We start from the raw sequence: 19,829 nt of genomic DNA, 5'->3' as shown, positions 1-19,829 counted from the left end.
CGGCACTATATATCTCGCTTTCTTTTTAACCTTAAGTCAAATTAATGTCTTTTAATGCTAAACAAAAAGCAAGCCACACTGAAAATTACATATTTTAAGTCATTACTGGATGATGATTTAGTGATCTTATCTAAATATCCTATTTTAGAGTTTCCTTGCTAGATAGTTATCTTGTAATCGTGGTATATCATCAGGAAATAAATCTGATGAGTTTAAATGATGTTTAATATCTCTGAGTTGATTAATGATTCGCCAATAGATTCGATTCTTTTATTTGTGATCACGTTTGTTTTATTAATTTTATCTGCTTACATTGGTAAATATATTTTTAAGCGTAAATCTGCGCATGAAGAAGTTGCAGATGATGAAGCTAAAATTATTCTAGGGGCAATTTTATCACTGCTAGGTTTACTGATTGGCTTTGTGCTCTCTATTTCTATTAATGGCTATAACAATCGCCAACAAACAGAGGAAAATGAAGCTATCGCGATTGGCACTGCGTATCAACGTGCTCAGTTATTGAATGCTGATGATAGAAATAAAGCCTCTCAGCTTCTTCAGCAATATTTAGAAGCGCGTATTGAGTTTTTCAAATCAGGGATCAGTGATGAAAATAGCCAATGGCGGATGTTTTCTCTGGAGAAACAAAACCAACTTTGGGAAATCGCGGTCAAAGAAGCAAACCAATCACCAAACCCTGTTGTCGCTTCGGTATTAACCGCATTTAGCGATCTTTATCTTTCCCAGCAAAAGACCATGGCAAGTTGGCGGCATCAAATTCCTAATGCAACTTGGTTTCTCCTCATCTTTTTTGCTATTTGCTCGAATGTCCTTATTGGCTATAACATTCGCGGTACTAAAGGAAAAAATTGGCTGATCCTTATTCTACCTTCATTAACCACCTTGGCATTATTTATGATTGCAGAAATTGATGTGCCAGGAGAGGGGATGATCCACGTCGTTCCTGATGACTTAGTTTTATTGCAGGAGTTCTTATTTAAGGATGGTGCATGGTTGGGAAAGTAGAATAAAAGTAAAACTCCCCAAGAAAAATAGCTTGGGGAGTTTGTTAGATTAGCGAACGATAATACCTAATAAAATTCCGATTGCACCAAAGTCAGCATCACTAAATGTGGTGTTTGCGATACCAATATCCCCAAGTACAGGTAATAAGAATACAGGTAAGAAGGTGATTAATAAGCCTTGCGCAAATGCACCTAAGATAGCACCACGGCGTCCACCTGTTGCATTACCAAATACCCCAGCAGCGGCGCCAACGAAGAAGTGTGGTACAACACCTGGAATAATAACGGTCATGTTCAACGCATATAAGATGAACATACCGAGTACACCCGCGGCGAAGCTACTTAAGAAACCGACTAATACCGCATTTGGGGCATAAGGGAATACCACTGGGCAGTCTAATGCTGGTTTTGCATTTGGCACTAGTTTGTCTGAGATCCCTTTAAATGCAGGGACAATTTCAGCAATAACCATACGCACACCTTGCAGGATAATGTATACCCCAGCAGCGAACGTAATGGACTGCATTAATGAGAACATAAACCAGTTTTTGCCACCACTTACTTCACGAACAAAATCACCGCCCGCAAATAAGCAAGTAATGATAAAGATAATGAACATGGTGAAGGAAATAGCTACTGGTGTATCACGCAGGAATAGTAAGCTTTTTGGCACATTCATGTCTTCAGTCGAATGTTCTTTATTACCAAATTTGCTACCAATAAACCCAGCTAAAACATAAGAGATGGTTGAAAAGTGACCAATAGCAACATCATCAGAACCGGTGACTTTTTTCATATATGGGTGTGCGATGGCAGGGAAAAATACCATACAGAAACCCACAATTAAAGAGCCAACGGTAACCAACATTGTACCTTCCATTCCAGCGGTTGCCAGGATAACGGCAATCATCATTGACATAAATAATGTATGGTGACCCGTCAAGAAGATAAATTTCCATGGTGTTAATCGAGCAATGAGAATATTGATTAACATCGCAAAGAACATGATCATCGCCATTTCGCGACCGAAGCTTTTTTGTGCAATAGAAACAATAGCTTCGTTGTTCGGTACAACGCCATTAATACCGAATGCGTGTTGGAAAATAGCCGAAAAATCACCTAAAGAACTGACAACTAAACCTGCACCAGCACCTAAGATCACAAAACCCATGATGGTTTTGATTGTCCCTTTAATGCATTCAGTAACGGGTTTTTTCTGTGCGATAAGACCTATAAGTGCGATCAAACCGACTAGGATTGCAGGTTCAGATAAAACATCCTGCATCAGAAAACGAAAAAATGACATAGAGCCTCCGCTTACATCGCACCAAGTTTTTGTAATGCAACGGTGAGGCGCTCTTTCATGGCAACTTTATCAATCATGTTTTCCAGTGCGACGATTTCACCACCCACTTGCTGAGCAACAAGCTGCTCGGCAATATCACTTGTGCCAACAAAAATATCGCTGACTGTGCCTTTTGCTGATCCTAAATCTACATGGTCAACTTCAGCACTGACTTGCATATCTTTTAAAATATTTTTGATGCTCATTTCCATCATTAAACTGGTGCCTAAGCCATTTCCACAAACAACGGTGATTTTCATAATATTTACCTTAATATTAAATTATTCGTATTTAGCGATGATTTTAAGAATGTCATCGACGTTTTCTGATTGCATGAGGTTGTCAATATCTTCTTGATTATCAAAAAGTTCAGCAAGTTTTGCGATAGCGCCAATATGGCTATTGCTGTCTGTAGCGGCAAGGACGATAAGCAATTTGATTGGGTCATTACCTTCTGAACCAAATTCTACGCCTTGTTTAATCACGGTTAGGCCAAGGGATAGCTGATTTACGCCATCTTCGGGACGAGCATGGGGCATTGCAATACCTGGGCCTAATACATAGTAAGGGCCAATTTTTTCATGTGATTTGATAATCGCATCAATATATTGCGGTTCGATTAACTTATGGTTAATTAATGGTTTACAGGCGATTTTGATCGCATCTTGCCAATCTGTGGCACTTTCGACGACCTGAATAACGTTCGAGGTCAGTAAAGTCGTAAGCATTGGTTTGCTCCTGGTCGGTTAAATTTTTATCTTTTTAATGGTTGAGTGAATAGTAGTGATCTATGGTAGCGCTATCTAGCTGATTTGTTCATTTTCGTGATAGCGCTATCATTTTGAATAAATATTGCGAACAAAGGCTAAATGAATAGACTTGTAAGCTGATTAACAAATTCAACCTGTGCTAAGTTAATGCCGTTGAATAATAAGTTTAGGCTAAATAAAAGTATTACATGCAAAAAATACGAAAAAGAAAAAACACTGGGCGAGTGACGTTACAGGATGTGGCTAAATACGCGGGCGTTGGCTCTATGACGGTGTCCCGTGCTTTGCGAACGCCAGAATTAGTCTCAGATAATCTGCGTGAAAAGATTAACGCAGCTGTTGAGGAGCTTGGTTATATCCCTAATTCTGCCGCGGGGATTTTAGCGTCTGGGCAAAGCCGAACTGTCGCAGTATTAATTCCTTCTTTGCGTGATAATGCGAGTTCAGTTTTTCTGCAAGCATTACAAGAAGTACTGAATAAAAATAATTACCAAGTGGTTATTGGTAGCCATGATTACCAGCAGAAAAAAGAATCAGAAGTTTTATCGACTTTATTACAAAGTAACCCTGCGGCGCTGATTATATTTGGTGCAGTTAATTCACAAGGCGTTTTTAATTATCTTAAAAATTTAGATATTCCAGTTATTAACGTGGCTGGGGAGTCCAACCATCCTGTTACTTTAAATATTAAAAGTAACATTGGTGAGGCAGTTAATTTCTTAACTCATTTTTTGCTACAAAAAGGCTATAAAAAAATAGGTTATATTGGCGCTCAAATGGACAGCAAAATGCAAAGCCAACAACTGAGCGGTTGGAATAAGGCTATGTTGGCTTATAACCAGAGTGCTGACCAAAGCATCACAACTCCGTATGTTGCTACAATGGATTTTGGTCGTCAGGCGATTAGTGAAATGTTAACACGGCAGCCAGAACTCGAAGCTGTTATTTGCAGCCATGAAATGATAGCACTTGGCGTGCTTTTTGAGTGCCAAAGACGGTTAATTAAAGTGCCAAAAATGCTAGCACTTGCTTGTGTAGAAGGTTCATCAAATTGCGACCATATCCAGCCGTCACTCACATCTGTCCGTATTGATTACAGTAAAATGGCGCGAGAAACCGCCAAAAAACTACAGAAGTGGTTAGCTGACCCTGACACTGATTTTTCAGAGACTCAAGAAGAGATCATTTTTCCCTATAAGTTTGAAGCCAGACAAAGTGCATAAAATAACACGTTAGTTTAAATTCACGTTTTAGCGTGTAATTTAATCTTTTACCGACAAAATATAGTGGCATAAATCACTTTTTGATGAAAATCAGGGGTGTTTTTTTGTATCTCGAAATAAGAGTGTCGGCTAGGTCACGGCATCCTATTTATTCCCTGTTAATGTATAAAGAGGGCAGTTAACTGCCTTCATATTAGAAGTTTATTACTCGATGAATTCATTGAGCCATTACTGGGGAGTCACCATGAAATTTCTTAAAACTGTTATCTCAACGGCTATTTTAGTTTCTTGTAGTGTGAGTGCTGCAACGACAGGTTCTGAAGTTTTAAAAGTACAAGATGGCGGTACACCGAATAAAGTCTATACAGCAAATAAGCCGACAATTAAAGTCGCCACTTACAATATTGGTAAAAATGAATTAGCCCAAGATGTGGCGAACTTAGATAATTTAAGTAAGGCCATTGGCAAGCTAGATGCAGACGTTATTGTTTTAACTGAAATTGATAATAAAACGGCGCGTAGTAAAAAAGTTCATCAACTCGAAGAGATCGCCAAAGCAAATAAGATGGATTTTGCTTTTGGTAAGGCATTGGATTTCGATGGTGGCGAATATGGTGTCGGAATTTTATCAAAATATAAAATAGAGAAATCCCAAGTTGTTAATTTACCATCAGGTGATGCGGAGCAGCGTGTGGTACTAATCTCACAAATAACTAAGCCTGGTTTTGATGCACCGATTATTGTGATGGGAACGCACCTTGATTGGCAAAAAGACCCAAGTATTCGTATTGGCCAAGTTCGCCATATTTTAGATGCGAGTATCGGCGATACAGATACGGGTTTTGATAATATTGCTGCTTCAATAAAAATATTAGCAGGGGATTTTAATTCCACGGCGAATGAGCAACCAATTCAAGAAATTCGTTATATGTGGAACCCTGTACAGAAACAAGGGATAGATTATCGTAGTTGGCCAGCAGTAAACCCAGCGATTGATATTGACCATATTTTTACATTTAAAGGCCAAGTGTGGGATGTGAAGAACATGCAGATCCCAACAGATAGCAAAGAATTCCAATGGTCGAGTGTTAGCGACCATCTTCCAATTATTGCTGAGCTAGAATTACAAGAGCAATAAATAAACATGATGTTTAAGGTTAGGCCTCATTATGGGGCCTGTGTTATACAATTTAACAATATGAAATAAAAGGATTTATTTCTGTCGATGTCCACATATCGACCACACCTCATGTTTCTTATGAAACGTGAGGTTTTCATCGTTTATAGGGGCAAACTCAAAAGTACTTCTTGAGTTTATTGAACAATATAGCATGAATGAAGTTTCAACTAAGTATCATATTAAGCAGTGAAAAATTTATACAGAATTAGATATGATTTAAATTACCGGTATGCATATTCGTGACACATGACCATAAATATATAGTGACACATGAAACGAAATATATTATATATTAATATTATTTATCAGTGTTGTTTTTTCTGTTGATATACTCAATCTAACTTTGCCTCTTTTATGCGCTAAGAGGAAATTGAAAATTAACAACGAGAGAAGCGTCGTTCACTGCATAAACTTTTAGGATATTTAGGTCATTATAGTTATGATAAATTTACTTAATAGAGTTCCAAAATGAAAATTAAAAATGTGCGATTTCTAGGGCTATTTGATAAGTTAAATTATGATTTGGATTTTTCTAACTTTGAAATAAACATATTAACTGGACCCAATGGTTATGGAAAAACGATTATACTTAAGTCAATAAGTAACCTTCTTAATTTGAATTTGAATTTTTTCGAAAAACTTACTTTTGATGAATTTAGTATATCATTTGATTATCTTAGCTTAACGTTAAAGAAATGTGAAGATTTACACATAGAAATAGAAAAAGGGTCTACTAAAGAAACATTGATATTCGAAAGAAATCCTAAAGATATTGAGATATCAAGAAGTTCAATTATTTCACGAATGGAAATACATTGGAATGAGATGAAATCAATATCTAACTCAAGAGATTCTGTAACTGAGAAGCTAAAAGAATATTTGATGGATTATTCTGTTTTATTTATAAAGGATCAAAGAATTCAAGTTTATGTTGATAAAAAAAATGAAATAACATTAATTTCTTTAGCTAAAGACTTGAAAGAAAAAATCAACTCAGCTATTGAGGATTATAATAGGATATCTCAAGAGTTAGATGCTACTTTTCCAATTAGATTATTTGACTATCAAATTAGGCCTAGCTATGCAATGATAGAAGAACGCTTGAAAGGTTTAAAGCTAATTAGGCATGATTATATAAAGTTTGGATTTCTTGATAATTCAGTTAATACTGGATTTGATACGCATGGTATGGAGTCATCAAGAAAGCAAGAAAATGCACATGTCTTAGAGTTATATTTATATGATAGTTTAAATAAGTATTCGGCATTCGAAGATTTGACGAAAAAAAATAAATTTATTCTTGAGGTTCTTAAATAGTAAAGAGCTAGCCTTTAAAAAAGTTGTTGTCCATAAAGAATTTGGATTTTGCTTGAATGATATAGATACAGAGAAAAATATTGAATTAAATAGTCTTTCCTCTGGAGAACAAAACCAAATAATCATGCTATATAATTTGATTTTTCTAACAAGTAAAAACTCAGTTCTATTGGTAGATGAGCCAGAGATTTCATTACACATAGCTTGGCAGAAAGAAGTTCTGAACAACTTAGAGCGTATCATGAAGGTTAATGGTATTCCACAAGCTGTTATAGCTACCCATTCTCCAACAGTGATTAATGGGAATTGGGATAGAAGCTTAGATTTGTATGAGCTAAATAAGTCAAGGAATAAATAATATGCGTTCATTACGCCAAGAAAGTAGTGAACTATCATGGGTAGATAGAAATAGGCTCATGTTTAATCACTCATCAATTGAAAGTAAAATAGTTTTACTTGTTGAAGGGGATAGTGATCGGCGTTTTTTTTATAAAATATTTAAAAGCTATAGCGATAAAATATTAATTGATTCTCCTGATGCAGGAAAGCCTGAAGTCATAAATGCAGTTAATGAGATTCGTTCTTTGGAACATGAGAATATTTATGGGATTTGCGATGCTGATTTTGATTATATAACAGGGAATATAAATAATTACGATAGAAATATAATTCTATTTACAGATTTTCATGACTTAGAAGTAACACTACTGACATTAGGCGTATTTGATGATATTTATACAGAATATACTATATTTGATGAGCTGACTCCTAATGATGCAGATACATTAAAAGAAAATATATTTAATATTGCTTATGATATAGGTTTACTAAAGCTTGCTAATGAAAATGAAAGCTTTAATTTAAATTTTAAAGCATTAGTTCATAATAACTATATTGTTGCTCATGGTGTTAACGTAACATTAGATATCGATTGTTTAATTGATGGTTTAATACAAAAAAGTTCAAGGTTTGATAGGGGGAGATATTCTAGGGAGGATGTTTTAAATAAATATTTGATATTGAAAGAAAGTGATTATGATAGGCACCATATATGTAATGGTCATGACTTTTGTGAAATATTATCTTTATGCTATAAGCAGGATTTTTCGAGGGATAAAAATTTAAATAGGGTTAAAATAGAAAGTGATCTTAGACTAACTTGTACAGGTATGAGATTTTCAGAAAGTAGTCTGTATGGTGCATTAAGAAAAGTTCTTACTCAACATGATATTGGTACCTAAATTCTCACGCTGCTCTGATAGAAGCCACTACATACATTAGTGGCTTTTTTGTACCAAGATTGAAAATAATTAAATCACGGTATGATATATTGTATAACAATCTAAAACCATTTTTTAGATATGTAATAATTTTTGCTGAAACTTATTAGGATGCGGTTCAACAACATTAATATGTGTGGGTTTAACAACAATTTTGGTCACTGACTCGTGACTGACAAATGTGCAGCCACAGTTAATATTCTGGCACTGGTTATAACGCTCTTTGGTTTCGGATGAAACTTGGTAGGAACTTCGTGTGTGTGCAGCTTGACCGCATTCGGGACAATTCATCATGATTATGTATCCTTTGTCATGATGTTGATGTTACGTAAATTATATCATGTATATCTATACAGTCTAAAAAATTATTCATCAGCGATATCCAAATCCGAAATTTTTACCTCTAACTCCAAAGCTGAAGTAAAGCCACTATCATTCAATGAATGGACTATTCGCGTTAATGTCCAATCTGCATTGTCAATTTCAGGCTTAAACCCACTGACTGTGATCGGCATTTCAGGGTAAAGCTCTGCGCGGCCTACTGCCAGTTGAATTGAAAATGAAGCCACACCACGTTGGATTTTTTCCCATTGGGCTTTCGCTGCCCTAGCGGCGTTCTCTTTCGTGGCGTAAGTGTGGGATAGCGTTAAGACATTCCCTTGTTCACCTGCTAAATATTCCCCTTGTTTTTCTTTAGGTTCTGTCGGCTTTGCAGGTTTAGTAGGCTTTTTGCTTTTTCGTTTTCGCTTTACTGTGACTTCTTTTTTCTTTTTGGGCTCGCGGGTGTTTAGCCAATTAGCCACAACGCCAGTGTATGCGCCGCGGTCTGCCAGTGAAAAGCGGTGTCCGTCTCCCACTGAACGGGTAATGTGCATGGCCTGAATGGGCTGACCACTGGCGGTTAAGCCTTGACCTTGCTTCATAAACAGTAAATTTCCATTTTTAACCGCGACGATTGCCCCCTCGGGTTTCGCCACTCGCGTTAAAAATGAACCGTCCGATTCGTTGGTTTGGTCAATATGGGGAAGCTTGATTTTATCTAATTTTTCATCAATGACAGGCTTCAGCTTGTTTCGCTCTGCCAACGTTCGCACAATATCGCCAAGTGTTTTTTGATGATAGGACTGCTCGCGCTTAACGTTTAAGGTGTCCCGAAAATCCGCACTGCGCCCACGAATAGTGAGTTTATCAGGCACGCCGCTATGCTCAACCTCATCAACGGTAAATGTGCCCTTGTAAATCAACGGTGAATTTTTCCAGCCAAGGTGTAATGACAGGGTTTCGCCTCGCTTGGGTAAGGCGAGTTGTCCGTCGCTGTCGTCCAATTCAATATCTAACTGATCAGCTTCAAAGCCGCGATTGTCCGTCATGGTTAATGACATTAAACGCCCTTGAATCTGAGCATTAATATTTTCACCACCTGCCGCAAGGGCGAAAGCGGGGGTTAGCTCATCTTTGGTTAAAAAACTCATAGTGGCAGAGCCCCGCGAATATCATTTAATTGTTGATTTAAATCCCCAAGCATTTCAGACAGTGACTCATCCGTGCGTTTAAGCTTTAAGGTGAAATCAATTTTTCTGGGGGCTCCATCAACAAAAAACTCACTTTTTGACTGAGTGATTTCTTCAATCACATACATACCGTAAATATTTCCCGTTCCATCAATCAGCGACCATGCGCGGCCTGTTTCTGCCATTTGCTCTAGTACGAGCAATGATAACCTACCGCCTGTCAGTGATGGCAATAAGGTGCCACTGAGGGTGATATCGTCGTTATCAAGGCCAATAAATTGAACCGCGGGGCGCTTCCCAACACGGTTATTCACCCCATAACGGTATTTTTGGTTAATCTGCATCATTTGGTAGGGGGTTGTATTGAGCTGAAAAACGAACAAGCCCAGCGCTGCCATTGCCATAATTAATCGTCCTCACTGTCTTGGTAGCGGCTTAATTGCCTTGCTTGCTCTCGCCGTTGGTTTTGCGCTAATTGCTTGGCTACTTCACGGGCAATATCGTTTGCTGACTGGTTAGGTAATGGGTAAACATTAATAGTCACTGACGCCGCATTTGTCCTATGACTATTCTGATTAACGGTGACAGGGGCGGACTGATATTCTCTGGCTGGCAATGCATAAGGGTGGGTAGGCTTAGCAATGGCATTCATTGAGCCGAAAGTCAGCGCGGCGGCTGCAAGGGCGGCAGTGCTTTTTCGACTGGTAATATGTGCAGGCCCATTGACAATTTCAGGGCCATATTCCCCCGCAATGCCAAATTGACCACGGGGAATAAACCCGCCGCTGTCGAACATGCCCGCATTCTTCATGCCTGCTTGAATGACGGTGACTTGTGACATGGCACGAACCGCCTTGGTTTCATCTGAAAGCATCCAGTCTGGCAAAATATTCGTGGCCATTTGCTTAAGCTCGGCAAATTGTGCTTTCAGTGCGTCCCATTTTTCAAGAATACCGTTTTTTAGGCTATCGATAATCTCGCCGCCGATTTGTTTGAAACGTTCGGGCAGCGCTTGTACATCAGCAACAATCTGATCCCATTTATCCGAAATGGTTTTCTTGACGAGCGAACACATACGGATGGTAATAGACACAATGCTATCCCAATGTTTATAAATCCACCCAGCTGGCGTCCAATTTAAAATGAGTGATTTTATCGCCTCAAATGCATCTTTAAAAATGGTCGTAACTAAATTCCACAGCCCTTTCGCGTAAGGAACAATATCATCCCAATATTTATAAATTAGGTAAGCCGCGCCAGCAATGGCGGTAATAATTAAGATAATCGGGTTAGCTAATAGCGCACGGCCTAGCATCATAAATGCCACCCCAATTAACTTAATCGGCTTAATTAGTAAGGCAAGAAATCTGCTCCCCTTGATACCCAAAACAGACAGGCTTAATTTCGCCATGGCAAGTGGCCCTATTAACGCCGCAATCATGAGTGAAATACTCCCACCAACGGCTAACACGGCACCTAAACCTAACGTGATTAAGGTAATTTGTTTAACCAGTTCAGGGTTTTTCTTCGCCCATTGACCAAATTTTGAAATCAAATCTGTCACGCGCTTGGTGATATCTCGCAACGGGCTATCCGCACCACCGAAAACCTGTATCCCCACATCTTCATAGGCAGAGGTTAAGTTTTTTAAATCACCGTCAAGGTTATCCGTCATGGTTTTAGCGACTTTTGCCGTTTCCCCTTTGGCTGCCTTGATTTCGGCAATCATGGCTTGCAATTGACCGCTTCCCGCTTGGTCAACTAATACTGAGAGGGCAGAAAAAGCCTCTTCGCCTGCAATGTGCTTGAACAATCCCGCACGCTCAGCCGTTCCCATTTTTTTAGTTTTCTTGTCTAATTCGGTGAGTATGTCAGTAAATTGGCGCAAGTTACCTTTTGCGTCACGGGTTTTGATTTTTAGCTTATCAAGGGCTTCACCTGCCATTTTTGGCGGCTCCGCTAATCGGCCAAGAATAGAGCGCAACCCTGTACCTGCCATGCTACCTTGAATACCTGCATCACCCAATTTACCTGCAGCAACGGCGGCGGTTTCTAAATCAACACCAAGGCCTGACGCCACGGGTGCCACGTATTTCATGGTATCACCAAGCATCGTAAGGTTGACGTTTGAACGGGTAAAGGTAGCAACAAGGGCATCACTCACGCGGTTCATCTCGTTAGAATTCAGCTTAAATCCCGTCAGAATATTTGAGCCGATATCTGCCGTAGTGGCTAAGTCGATATCACCCGCCAGTGACATGGATAATGTCCCCGACATGGCATTTTTAATTTGCTCAGGTTTAAACCCTGCCATGGCATAGAATGCTTGGCCTTGGGCAACTTCATTGGACGTAAACGCCGTGGTTGCCCCTAATTCGCGCGCTTGCTCTCTCAGCATTTTATAGTCGGCTGAATCTCTATCAAGGCGAGTTAATGCCTGTACTTTCGACATGCCGATTTCAAAGTCATAGCCTGGTACTAATACTTTTTTAGCGGCATAGCCTAAGCCCACGCCTGAAGCGAGCATACCCGCGCCGCTACCCGCTATTTTATTGCGCATGCCCATGGTGTTTTGATAGCTGTTTTTTGCTGCCGACATGCGTTTTTCTTGGCTGGCAACCCGTTTTAGTTGCTGCTCTTGCTGCTGCAATCGCCGACTGGTGCTGGCAATGTCGCTATTTAATTTTACTTGGGCTTGGCTTAACTGGCGCGTTGAAATCCCACTGCCTTTTAACGCTTCCCGTTGGCACTGCAATGAGGTACTCAGCACGCCCGTTTCGGCTTTGAGTTTCGCAGCGGCAGCTTTTGCGCGGTCAAGCTCCCGTGACTGGGCTTTTGTTGGGTTCTGAATGGTGGATAATTCACGCGCAAGCTGGCTTACTTTTGCTGTTGCTTGTTGGTAGGCGTTATTGGCTGCATCAAGGGATTGTTTAGTTTTCTTAAACCCATCAACTTGCTTGGCTTGGTTATTCAGCTCTTTAAGTTGCTGGCGAGATTGGCGGAGAGTTTCCGCCAGTTTTTTATTCGAGGCTTGGGCGCTCTTAAACGGCTTTGTGAATTTATCAACGGCGCTTAAAATTACCTGTAAACGCAAATCTTTACTCATCTTCTGCACCGCTACGTTTAAGGGCGTGATAACGCCATTCTAATAATTCGGTTAGGGAAAATTCATCTGTGACAGTCGGTGACCAGTGAAAAATAGTGGCAATATCTGCCACTAAATCATTCACAGTTAGTCGTTCTGGAAATCCATAGTCACCGACTTCGGCAACAAAAAAAGCACTAACTCTTTGGTTAAATTGACCATGTCAGCGGGTGCCATCATCAGTAATTCGGCTTTGGTCAGCGCTGGCGCGGTGACACGTGGTAACACTAAGATTGCAGAGTCCACATCCATTTCCATCAGCGCCGCTAAGCGAACGCCGCGTAACGCACCTGAATTGGGCTTGCGCACCACAACCTCTGTTACGGTGGTTGTTCCTCGCGTGATAGGCTCATCTAATGTGATAGTGATTTGATTTTTTTCTACTGGTTCAGTCATTTACTTTTCCTATAACCCTAATGCGGCGCGTTGTTCGGCTAGACGGTCAATACCGTCAACGTTTTCAATCATATTGAGTAAATCAATTTCAATAAGCGTTTCACCATCCCAAATAAGTTTGTAATAGGTGGCATTAAAGGGGGTTTTGACTTGGGTATTTTCGCCCGCTTTGCCATTACCTGAATCAATTTCACTGAATCGACCACGCAGTACCACCTCAACGGCAGTTACTTCTGCAGTATCTTCACGTTGATACGCGCCATTAAAACGCAACATCACGCCGTCAATTTGCGTAACGCCCCATTGCTTATAGAGCTGCGCTTCTAGTCCACCAAAAGTAATTTCCGATGAAAGCGCATCCGCCTCCAACCCCATATCCACTTTAACGGCACCATTCATGCCGCCCCCGCGATATTCTTCGAATTTACGGGTGATTTTTGGGAGTGTCATTTCTTCGACACGGCCTAAGTAACTTTGCCCGTCGTTGAATAAATTCATGTTTTTAAGCTTGCGTGGTAAGGCCATGGTTATCCCTTAATTTTTGAGCCAAAATCTAATAAATAGCGGTCTGTAATACGCTGGCGTAATAGCAGATTTTCCATTGGTGGCACTGCCGTATAGTCATAATCAATGTATAACTTGCCGCTTTTCAGCTCTTCTTTGGTGTTCACGTCAGGGTCGAACCAACATTCACCGCCCAATAAATAACCCTGCGTTGTCATGCTGCGCAGTTTTGCATTGATACTTTCAATAATATCGCGAGCCAGTGAGGGATTGAGCGCACCGTCAATTGACCAGTCGAGCCCCTCGGCGATGGTGTCGGATAACACCTGCGCGGTGCGGGTGTAGGACTCAAAGGCAAATAACGGATCATCTGAGCAAGTACGGGAGCCCCAAAACTTGAAGCCGTTATTGCGAATTAGCGTGGTAATGTCGTTTTCGTTGAGCAGGCCAGCATCGGTGGCGGGGTCTTGTAAATCCCATGACACATCGGCAGAAATGCCCGTAACACCATTAACACCAACGTTTGATAGGGTTTTGTGCCAGCCGATGTCATTATCAATTTTGGCACGTAAGCCCAAGGCGCATGCGGTGGCGTAGGTATTACTCTCTGCGTTCGCGACGGTGTCCCAGCTTTGAAATTCAGGCCAAATTAACATTAATTCGCGCTGACTGAAGTTTTTACGGTAATCAATCGCATCGGAAATGGTTTTACTGCCATAAGCGCTGACATAGGCCATGGCGCGCATTTTTTGCGCGATACCCGCAAGCGTTGAGGAAACGGCCTGTGTATCGTGAGCGGGCACGGCTAAAATGCGAGGTTCAACACCTAAGCGGCTTTGCGCCACAGTTAATGCCTGCAAGCCTGTTTTGCGTCCATCAGGCGTGGTGCCACCAATGATATTCGACGTGGTTTCTGCTTCGCTTTCGCCTTGCTCAACACGAACAATGACTGTGACAGGTTTTGATTGGTTGCCAATGGCATCTAATGAGCGAGCCAGCGTGCCTGTTTCGCCCGCTTTACCCGCGGCATTTTTAACATCAGTAATTAAAACGGGGGTATTGAGTGGAAAGGCTTTTTCGTCTGCATCATCGGCAGTACACACCATTCCGACAATGGCAGTGTTGATGGTGCGAATAGGTCGCGTGCCTTCATTGAGTTCAATCACTCGCACGCCGTGGTGATAATCTTGAGCCATTACTTAGCGTCCTCTATTTTGCAATGGCTTAATTTTGGGTTGGGGTTAATGCAAATGCACGGAATGGGCGTTGTGTGGGGGATAGAACAAAGCCCCATTGATTGGGGCTCAGAATAGATTAATCTTATTCGGGTTTTACAGGCCAATCAATGTCAGGGGCGAGGGAAGTATCAACACGATTGAGATAAACACGGTATCTTTTCCAAGCTTTCAATTTTGCTTGGTAATCGTCATCATCAAGACCGACTTCAATCGCATCTTGTAAATATGTGATAGTGCTATTCGCTTCATCTAATCGCTGCGCCTTTTCCTGCTCTGCTTGTGTAACCAATGCCGCTTTTTGTGCTTCGGTATCCGTCACCCATTTTTTGCCATTCCACTTATCAAATTCAGTTTTAGGCTCTAACAACGTTAAATTTGCTGGCAATTCACCAATAAAATCAATTTCCAGTGGTTGACGATTTTCCGAGTGGTAGGCTGTTTTTCCTCTGTTATCTGTGACAATTTCCCACTTAGCACCATCTTCACTGCGTACAACCGCAAAACCTGCTTTTGTTGGTAATTCTGGCGCGTCAACATAAGCGCCTGCCGACACACTCACATCAAAATAAATATTTTCCATGCCTGCGCTTAAATACTCACGCGTTTGTGGGTCTGCGATATAGACTTTAATCCAACCCGCTTTTGTTGCTAATCCATTAATACCGATTTCGGCTTGTTCAATCTCTAATTTATAGTTTTTCATTATGCTGCTCTCACAATATATAAAAATGCAATGTTGCGTGATCGATTTTCGTTCGCTGTAGGAACGACGCGGGAAGCATCGAAAGAATAAGTACAACCAACAAAGTCGACTTCTCTATTAGAACGTACATTAGATGACCGTTTTTTAGCGAATGCGCCAACACCTGCCGAATATGAGTCATCGGACATAGTGTTACCATTATTAGCAAACTCACCTGTGATATTTCGAATTGCATCCCCCTGTGCTGATAATACGACTCGGTTTGCATCGACGCCGCGCCCGTAGTCGACACCGCGAATAAACTCGCCTCGGAGGTCAGGCAAAACCCCTGTTGGGTATGCTTTTGCTAGAAGTGGATACGTTGTTTTATTAAACGACTGACCGTTACAGACTAAATAACCAGCGGGCGCTGTTGATTGAGGCCATGGTATCGGGGCACCGACAAGATAATCTTGTCGCTCAAGATAACCCTTGATTTTTACATTACCGTTATGGTCTGTTTGCGTGTTCTTCTCAGTATAGAAACGGAAGAAATCTCCCCATCCCGTTTCTGCGGTTTTAACACGCACAGCAATATCATCTCTATGTGCCGTGATGATAAAGCCTTCGTTTGCGTATCTAAACGCTGCTATGGCGCCGCCATATCGAATTTGTCCCGGTGGTAAGTTAGCTCCATTAGCGCCAGTTCCACCATAAAATCCTGATAGTGCAATGTTGTCATAATCAGCGTCTGGAATTGGCTTCCCATATCCAGAACCGAGACCGAAGTCACCTTGTTGTAAAAGTGTCCCTGTTGCATCTGGAAGGGTGTGTGTAAACCATGTTCCCCCATTTTTTCTATGTTCAATACGAGGGCCTGAATCAATCGGATTTAATTGAACAGCGCTGTTATTTATTGTTTTCGCTGCAATTTGTGATGCGATGACAGCTGAACTTACATTAACTTGCCCTGTGATATCTCCACCTGTTTTATCAAACTTCTTACTGAGTCCATCACTCAAAGCTTGGCTTGTTGCATATTCCGCTTTGGGTTGATATCTACCGTCTGATTCAGTTTTAGAATAACTGTATCCAGTAGGGGCATAATCGCCTTTAGGCTGTAGCTTGCCAATCTCGCCAGTGAACAAATGTAAACTAGGAACTTTAGCTGTATCGTTGCCTTTAACGTCAGAAATATTCTCTTTATCGAATTTTTTATTTAAATCAAGCTTGGTTTGCGCGGATAGTGCATCAATCTTTTTATCAATAATGGTAATTTCAGTATTCACATACTCGCGGGTTGCCAGTACAACTGATGGGTCAATTTTTAACGTGACCGATTCAGTGTGACTGACAATTAATACCATTCGGATAGATTGCGTACGGCCTGAACCTTCCTCTAATTGAGGTTTATAGGTCTCGGGGCAGTTTGCTACCGCAATTAAATTACCTGCTTTATCAAATAATCCAATCTCGCGTATCCACCAACCGCCGTCTTTTTCAGGGATAATTTGCTCTGCAATGATTTGATTTTTATTTTGTTCATCAATAAACAGCGTATTAATGGCAGCTCGGCGCTGTTCTTTAATCAGCTTAGTTTGATTGGTATCTGGCGTCGGTAAACTCCCGCCACCATCGCCAACCGCCATATGTGTTAATTCAAGCTTTGTGCCTAACGCTGTCGCTTGGGCTAATAAGTTCTCACCTAATTTTGTGAGTAAGGCAAAGTATTTCATTGTGGATTAATCCTCATTTCATCAATTAAGTGAATTGCAACGCCTTGAACGTCAAGGCCAGAAACAGAAATCAAAGGCGGCGTATACGCATAAACTGTCAGTGAATCACCCGCGTAACTGGATGCCGCGCAATAAAATTCACCTCGGGTTTCAAGTTGAATAGTGAGCCCAACTAAATGACGGCTTGCAGGCTTCGCATCAAAAATTAACGCTTCTAACTCTTGATACATTTCTTCAGTGATACCCGTTTCAAGTACGCCAATATCAAGGCGAAACGTGCCCGCGGTTTCATTGGTTTTCCACCACTCAATCACTCGGATTAAATAGCCCAATGGCTCAACAACACGGCGCAATGCGCCGATCGTGCCTTTGTGTTTATGAATAAACATCGCGGCTTTAACGGCATCACGCTTGGCTTTTTCCGTCCAGTCTTTATCCCATCGGTCAACACTGAACGCCCACGCCAAATACGGTAGTAAGTGCACAGGGCATAAATCAGGATTCCAAAGTTTACGAATGGGTATGGGGACGCGCTCAATCTGTGCTAGTGATTCAGCGGCTGCAAGCTCGAACGGGGACGAACCCACAGGCAATAAACGATTATTCATCTGAGCCCCCTAATGCCACATTGATTTGTGTGCAGAAGCTTGCCTGTGTTTTATCTAGCTTGATATCTGCGGTGGGCTTTTTTAGCTCGACACGTTGCACACCCTGAACATGCAATGCGGCATAAATAGCACTAAGCACAATGTCACGGCCTAAGCGGTGTTGCTGTGTCGCATAGCGTTTCACTTGTTCCTCTGCCTCCGCCATAATGGGTTCGTATTCTGGCGAGGGATAGCAGTAGATCATCGCGTCGATTTCATAGTTAACGATAGTTGCTGATTGCACGGTCACGCGGTCAGCAACAGGCCTAACATCCTCATCGTTTAATGCAATATTCACTTTTTCGATTAAATCCGCTGGCGCACTGCCGTTCCCCTCGCGGGATAAAACGGTAACCGTGACGTGAGCAGGTAATGGGCTAATGACAGAAGCGTCAGAAACCCGACCATCGGCAGAACGGGCATGATATTCATAACTGCCAATAGGACCCGCAACGCTTAATGCCTCAAAAGCTGCAGGGATACGCAAGCGTAAATTGGCATCAGACTCATACACTGGCGCAATCGGTGGAATAGCGTTTTCATCGCCCGCTGATAACATCAGGCGTTTCACGTCATTATTGGCGGCGAGCTGGTCAAGGTCGGCACCCGTAGCAAAGGCCACCATACTTGCGCGAGCGGCTTCATTGACGCGCTGACGTAAAATCAGTTCACGGTAACAGTTTTCTTGCAACAACTTGGTTAGCGGATCAGATTCTAATTCTAATGTACGGGCGATAACTTCCCGTTGCTCTTCTGGCATTGCAGCGATTAACGCGGTTTTGCGCTTGGCAAATAGCGCCTCAAAATCTAATAGTTCGACAACATCGGGGGCGGGTAACAAACTTAAATCAATACTGGCTGCCATAGTTACCTCACATTGACCGAAAAATTAAATGACTGGTTGGTGTCTTGGTTTGTGGCTTCAATATCAATCACCATTTGCGCGGCCTCGGAGCTGCTTAAATTAATTCGGGTTAACAAAATGCGCGGCTCCCATTTTATGAGTGCGGTATAACAGGCTGACATCAGCTGCAATTTCAGGGCAGGATTTTGGGGCTGGTCGATAAGCTCTGATAATAGCGAGCCATAATTTCGCCGAGCGATGCGTGAGCCAATAGGGGTGATCAAAATATCGCGCACGGATTGGCGTATGTGGTCAATATCGGAAATGAACATTCCATTCTCTCGACTCATACCGCAATATCTCATTGTGGTTTTCCTGTGGATTCACCACCGCTACGCACGCCGCCATGAATATGATCATGCACCGTAACACCATTGGATGTAATTGCGCCGCCAGTGTGTGTGAAATCGCCCGTCATTTCACCGCCCTCGGTGACATTGAGCGTGGCGCAGGTCAGATTTTCTGAACAAATCACCGTTGGTGTGGTGAGCTCAATTTGTTTGCTGGCATTGACGACAACCACTTTTGTGGTGGCGTTGATTTGCTCACTGGCCTCAATCGTCGCAGTTTTAACCCCTGTTGCTTTCAGTGCACCCGTGGCAGGCTCATACTCAATGATTGCCCCATCTGAATAGGTGCAATGGTCTGCTGTCAGTGAATCCGTCGGTTCGGCATGCTCATCGGAGAAAATGCCTGTCAGGACAAATGCCGTGGTAAGCTCACCACCTATCGCCAAAATAATCACTTGCTCGCCCACACTAGGGGCATTCATGGTTCGAGTTACACCAGCACGTAAGGTGATCCAATTTAGCCAGTCGGTTTCTAGGTTTCCAATTTGCACCCGACAGCCTTTTTTGGCATCAACGGCAACCACCACACCTACGCGGATAAGATTATTAATAAGGCGGCGAATTTCGGCAGACATG

Annotated in this window: 23 protein-coding genes; 6 read left to right on the top strand and 17 right to left on the bottom strand. The window is 41.7% G+C overall.

Annotated elements, in window-relative coordinates; all coding sequences use genetic code 11:
* The first annotated feature begins 219 nt into the window (after window positions 1–219).
* A complete protein-coding gene (locus J6836_RS09850; RefSeq protein WP_219249475.1) occupies window positions 220–1,026 on the top strand; it encodes a bestrophin-like domain in 807 nt (268 codons plus the stop codon).
* Between the two features lie 48 nt (window positions 1,027–1,074).
* Here the strand turns inward: J6836_RS09850 and J6836_RS09845 are convergent, their stop codons facing one another.
* The 3 genes from J6836_RS09845 to J6836_RS09835 are packed head-to-tail and all read right to left on the bottom strand — an operon-like array spanning window position 1,075 to window position 3,098.
* Window positions 1,075–2,331: a PTS ascorbate transporter subunit IIC gene (locus J6836_RS09845; RefSeq protein ID WP_219248897.1), complete on the bottom strand. Its 1,257-nt coding sequence runs from the start codon at window positions 2,329–2,331 to the stop codon at window positions 1,075–1,077.
* A gap of 11 nt (window positions 2,332–2,342) precedes the next feature.
* Window positions 2,343–2,630, bottom strand: a complete 288-nt coding sequence (locus tag J6836_RS09840; RefSeq protein ID WP_219248895.1) for a PTS sugar transporter subunit IIB — start codon at window positions 2,628–2,630, stop codon at window positions 2,343–2,345.
* Window positions 2,631–2,651: 21 nt separating this feature from the next.
* Window positions 2,652–3,098, bottom strand: coding sequence for a PTS sugar transporter subunit IIA (locus tag J6836_RS09835; protein ID WP_219248893.1), 447 nt, complete (start codon window positions 3,096–3,098; stop codon window positions 2,652–2,654).
* Window positions 3,099–3,328: 230 nt separating this feature from the next.
* Here J6836_RS09835 and J6836_RS09830 point away from each other — a divergent pair, with 230 nt between their 5' ends.
* The 5 genes from J6836_RS09830 (at window position 3,329) to J6836_RS09810 (ending at window position 8,101) form a co-directional block, all read left to right on the top strand.
* Window positions 3,329–4,363 (top strand): LacI family DNA-binding transcriptional regulator, encoded by a 1,035-nt coding sequence (locus J6836_RS09830; RefSeq protein ID WP_219248892.1) that lies wholly within the window; start codon window positions 3,329–3,331, stop codon window positions 4,361–4,363.
* Between the two features lie 244 nt (window positions 4,364–4,607).
* Window positions 4,608–5,501 carry an endonuclease/exonuclease/phosphatase family protein gene (locus J6836_RS09825; RefSeq protein ID WP_219248891.1) on the top strand — a complete coding sequence of 298 codons (894 nt, stop codon included), beginning with the start codon at window positions 4,608–4,610 and terminating at the stop codon, window positions 5,499–5,501.
* Window positions 5,502–6,011: 510 nt separating this feature from the next.
* A complete protein-coding gene (locus tag J6836_RS09820; RefSeq protein WP_219248890.1) occupies window positions 6,012–6,860 on the top strand; it encodes a hypothetical protein in 849 nt (282 codons plus the stop codon).
* A gap of 52 nt (window positions 6,861–6,912) precedes the next feature.
* Window positions 6,913–7,218, top strand: a complete 306-nt coding sequence (locus J6836_RS09815; RefSeq protein ID WP_219248889.1) for an AAA family ATPase — start codon at window positions 6,913–6,915, stop codon at window positions 7,216–7,218.
* A 1-nt stretch (window position 7,219) separates the two neighbouring features.
* Window positions 7,220–8,101, top strand: coding sequence for a DUF4435 domain-containing protein (locus J6836_RS09810; RefSeq protein ID WP_219248888.1), 882 nt, complete (start codon window positions 7,220–7,222; stop codon window positions 8,099–8,101).
* A 114-nt stretch (window positions 8,102–8,215) separates the two neighbouring features.
* Here the strand turns inward: J6836_RS09810 and J6836_RS09805 are convergent, their stop codons facing one another.
* The 14 genes from J6836_RS09805 to J6836_RS09740 form a co-directional block, all read right to left on the bottom strand.
* On the bottom strand, window positions 8,216–8,434 hold the full coding sequence (locus J6836_RS09805) for an ogr/Delta-like zinc finger family protein (protein ID WP_219248887.1): 219 nt from the start codon (window positions 8,432–8,434) through the stop codon (window positions 8,216–8,218).
* A 71-nt stretch (window positions 8,435–8,505) separates the two neighbouring features.
* A complete protein-coding gene (locus J6836_RS09800; RefSeq protein ID WP_219248886.1) occupies window positions 8,506–9,612 on the bottom strand; it encodes a phage late control D family protein in 1,107 nt (368 codons plus the stop codon).
* A complete protein-coding gene (locus tag J6836_RS09795; RefSeq protein ID WP_219248885.1) occupies window positions 9,609–10,055 on the bottom strand; it encodes a phage tail protein in 447 nt (148 codons plus the stop codon). The genes J6836_RS09800 and J6836_RS09795 overlap by 4 nt, the downstream gene beginning before the upstream one ends.
* A gap of 2 nt (window positions 10,056–10,057) precedes the next feature.
* Window positions 10,058–12,757 carry a phage tail tape measure protein gene (locus tag J6836_RS09790; protein ID WP_219248884.1) on the bottom strand — a complete coding sequence of 900 codons (2,700 nt, stop codon included), beginning with the start codon at window positions 12,755–12,757 and terminating at the stop codon, window positions 10,058–10,060.
* The gene (locus J6836_RS09785; protein WP_217008467.1) at window positions 12,750–12,869 is read right to left on the bottom strand and encodes a GpE family phage tail protein; all 120 of its coding nucleotides are present in this window, start codon (window positions 12,867–12,869) and stop codon (window positions 12,750–12,752) included. Before J6836_RS09785 ends, J6836_RS09790 begins: the two co-directional genes overlap by 8 nt.
* A 14-nt stretch (window positions 12,870–12,883) precedes the next feature.
* Window positions 12,884–13,192 (bottom strand): phage tail assembly protein, encoded by a 309-nt coding sequence (locus J6836_RS09780; protein WP_219248883.1) that lies wholly within the window; start codon window positions 13,190–13,192, stop codon window positions 12,884–12,886.
* A gap of 9 nt (window positions 13,193–13,201) precedes the next feature.
* The gene (locus tag J6836_RS09775; protein ID WP_219248882.1) at window positions 13,202–13,717 is read right to left on the bottom strand and encodes a phage major tail tube protein; all 516 of its coding nucleotides are present in this window, start codon (window positions 13,715–13,717) and stop codon (window positions 13,202–13,204) included.
* 2 nt (window positions 13,718–13,719) lie between these two features.
* Complete coding sequence (locus J6836_RS09770; RefSeq protein WP_219248881.1) at window positions 13,720–14,892, bottom strand: phage tail sheath protein; 1,173 nt, start codon at window positions 14,890–14,892, stop codon at window positions 13,720–13,722.
* Between the two features lie 124 nt (window positions 14,893–15,016).
* Window positions 15,017–15,637, bottom strand: a complete 621-nt coding sequence (locus J6836_RS09765; RefSeq protein WP_219248880.1) for a tail fiber assembly protein — start codon at window positions 15,635–15,637, stop codon at window positions 15,017–15,019.
* A complete protein-coding gene (locus tag J6836_RS09760; protein ID WP_255586377.1) occupies window positions 15,637–17,352 on the bottom strand; it encodes a phage tail-collar fiber domain-containing protein in 1,716 nt (571 codons plus the stop codon). Before J6836_RS09760 ends, J6836_RS09765 begins: the two co-directional genes overlap by 1 nt.
* Entirely contained in the window at window positions 17,349–17,960 is a 612-nt protein-coding gene (locus J6836_RS09755) for a phage tail protein I (protein WP_219248879.1), read from the bottom strand. The genes J6836_RS09760 and J6836_RS09755 overlap by 4 nt, the downstream gene beginning before the upstream one ends.
* Entirely contained in the window at window positions 17,953–18,864 is a 912-nt protein-coding gene (locus J6836_RS09750; RefSeq protein ID WP_219248878.1) for a baseplate assembly protein, read from the bottom strand. The genes J6836_RS09755 and J6836_RS09750 overlap by 8 nt, the downstream gene beginning before the upstream one ends.
* Before the next feature lie 2 nt (window positions 18,865–18,866).
* A complete protein-coding gene (locus J6836_RS09745; protein ID WP_219248877.1) occupies window positions 18,867–19,208 on the bottom strand; it encodes a GPW/gp25 family protein in 342 nt (113 codons plus the stop codon).
* A complete protein-coding gene (locus tag J6836_RS09740) occupies window positions 19,205–19,828 on the bottom strand; it encodes a phage baseplate assembly protein V (RefSeq protein WP_219248876.1) in 624 nt (207 codons plus the stop codon). The genes J6836_RS09745 and J6836_RS09740 overlap by 4 nt, the downstream gene beginning before the upstream one ends.
* Between the last annotated feature and the right edge of the window lies 1 nt (window position 19,829).

The sequence above is a fragment of the Providencia sp. R33 genome (genome assembly GCF_019343475.1).
Lineage (GTDB): Bacteria > Pseudomonadota > Gammaproteobacteria > Enterobacterales > Enterobacteriaceae > Providencia.
Note: the sequence above shows the minus strand (reverse complement) of the source record. Positions and strands in the feature narration are given on the sequence as shown.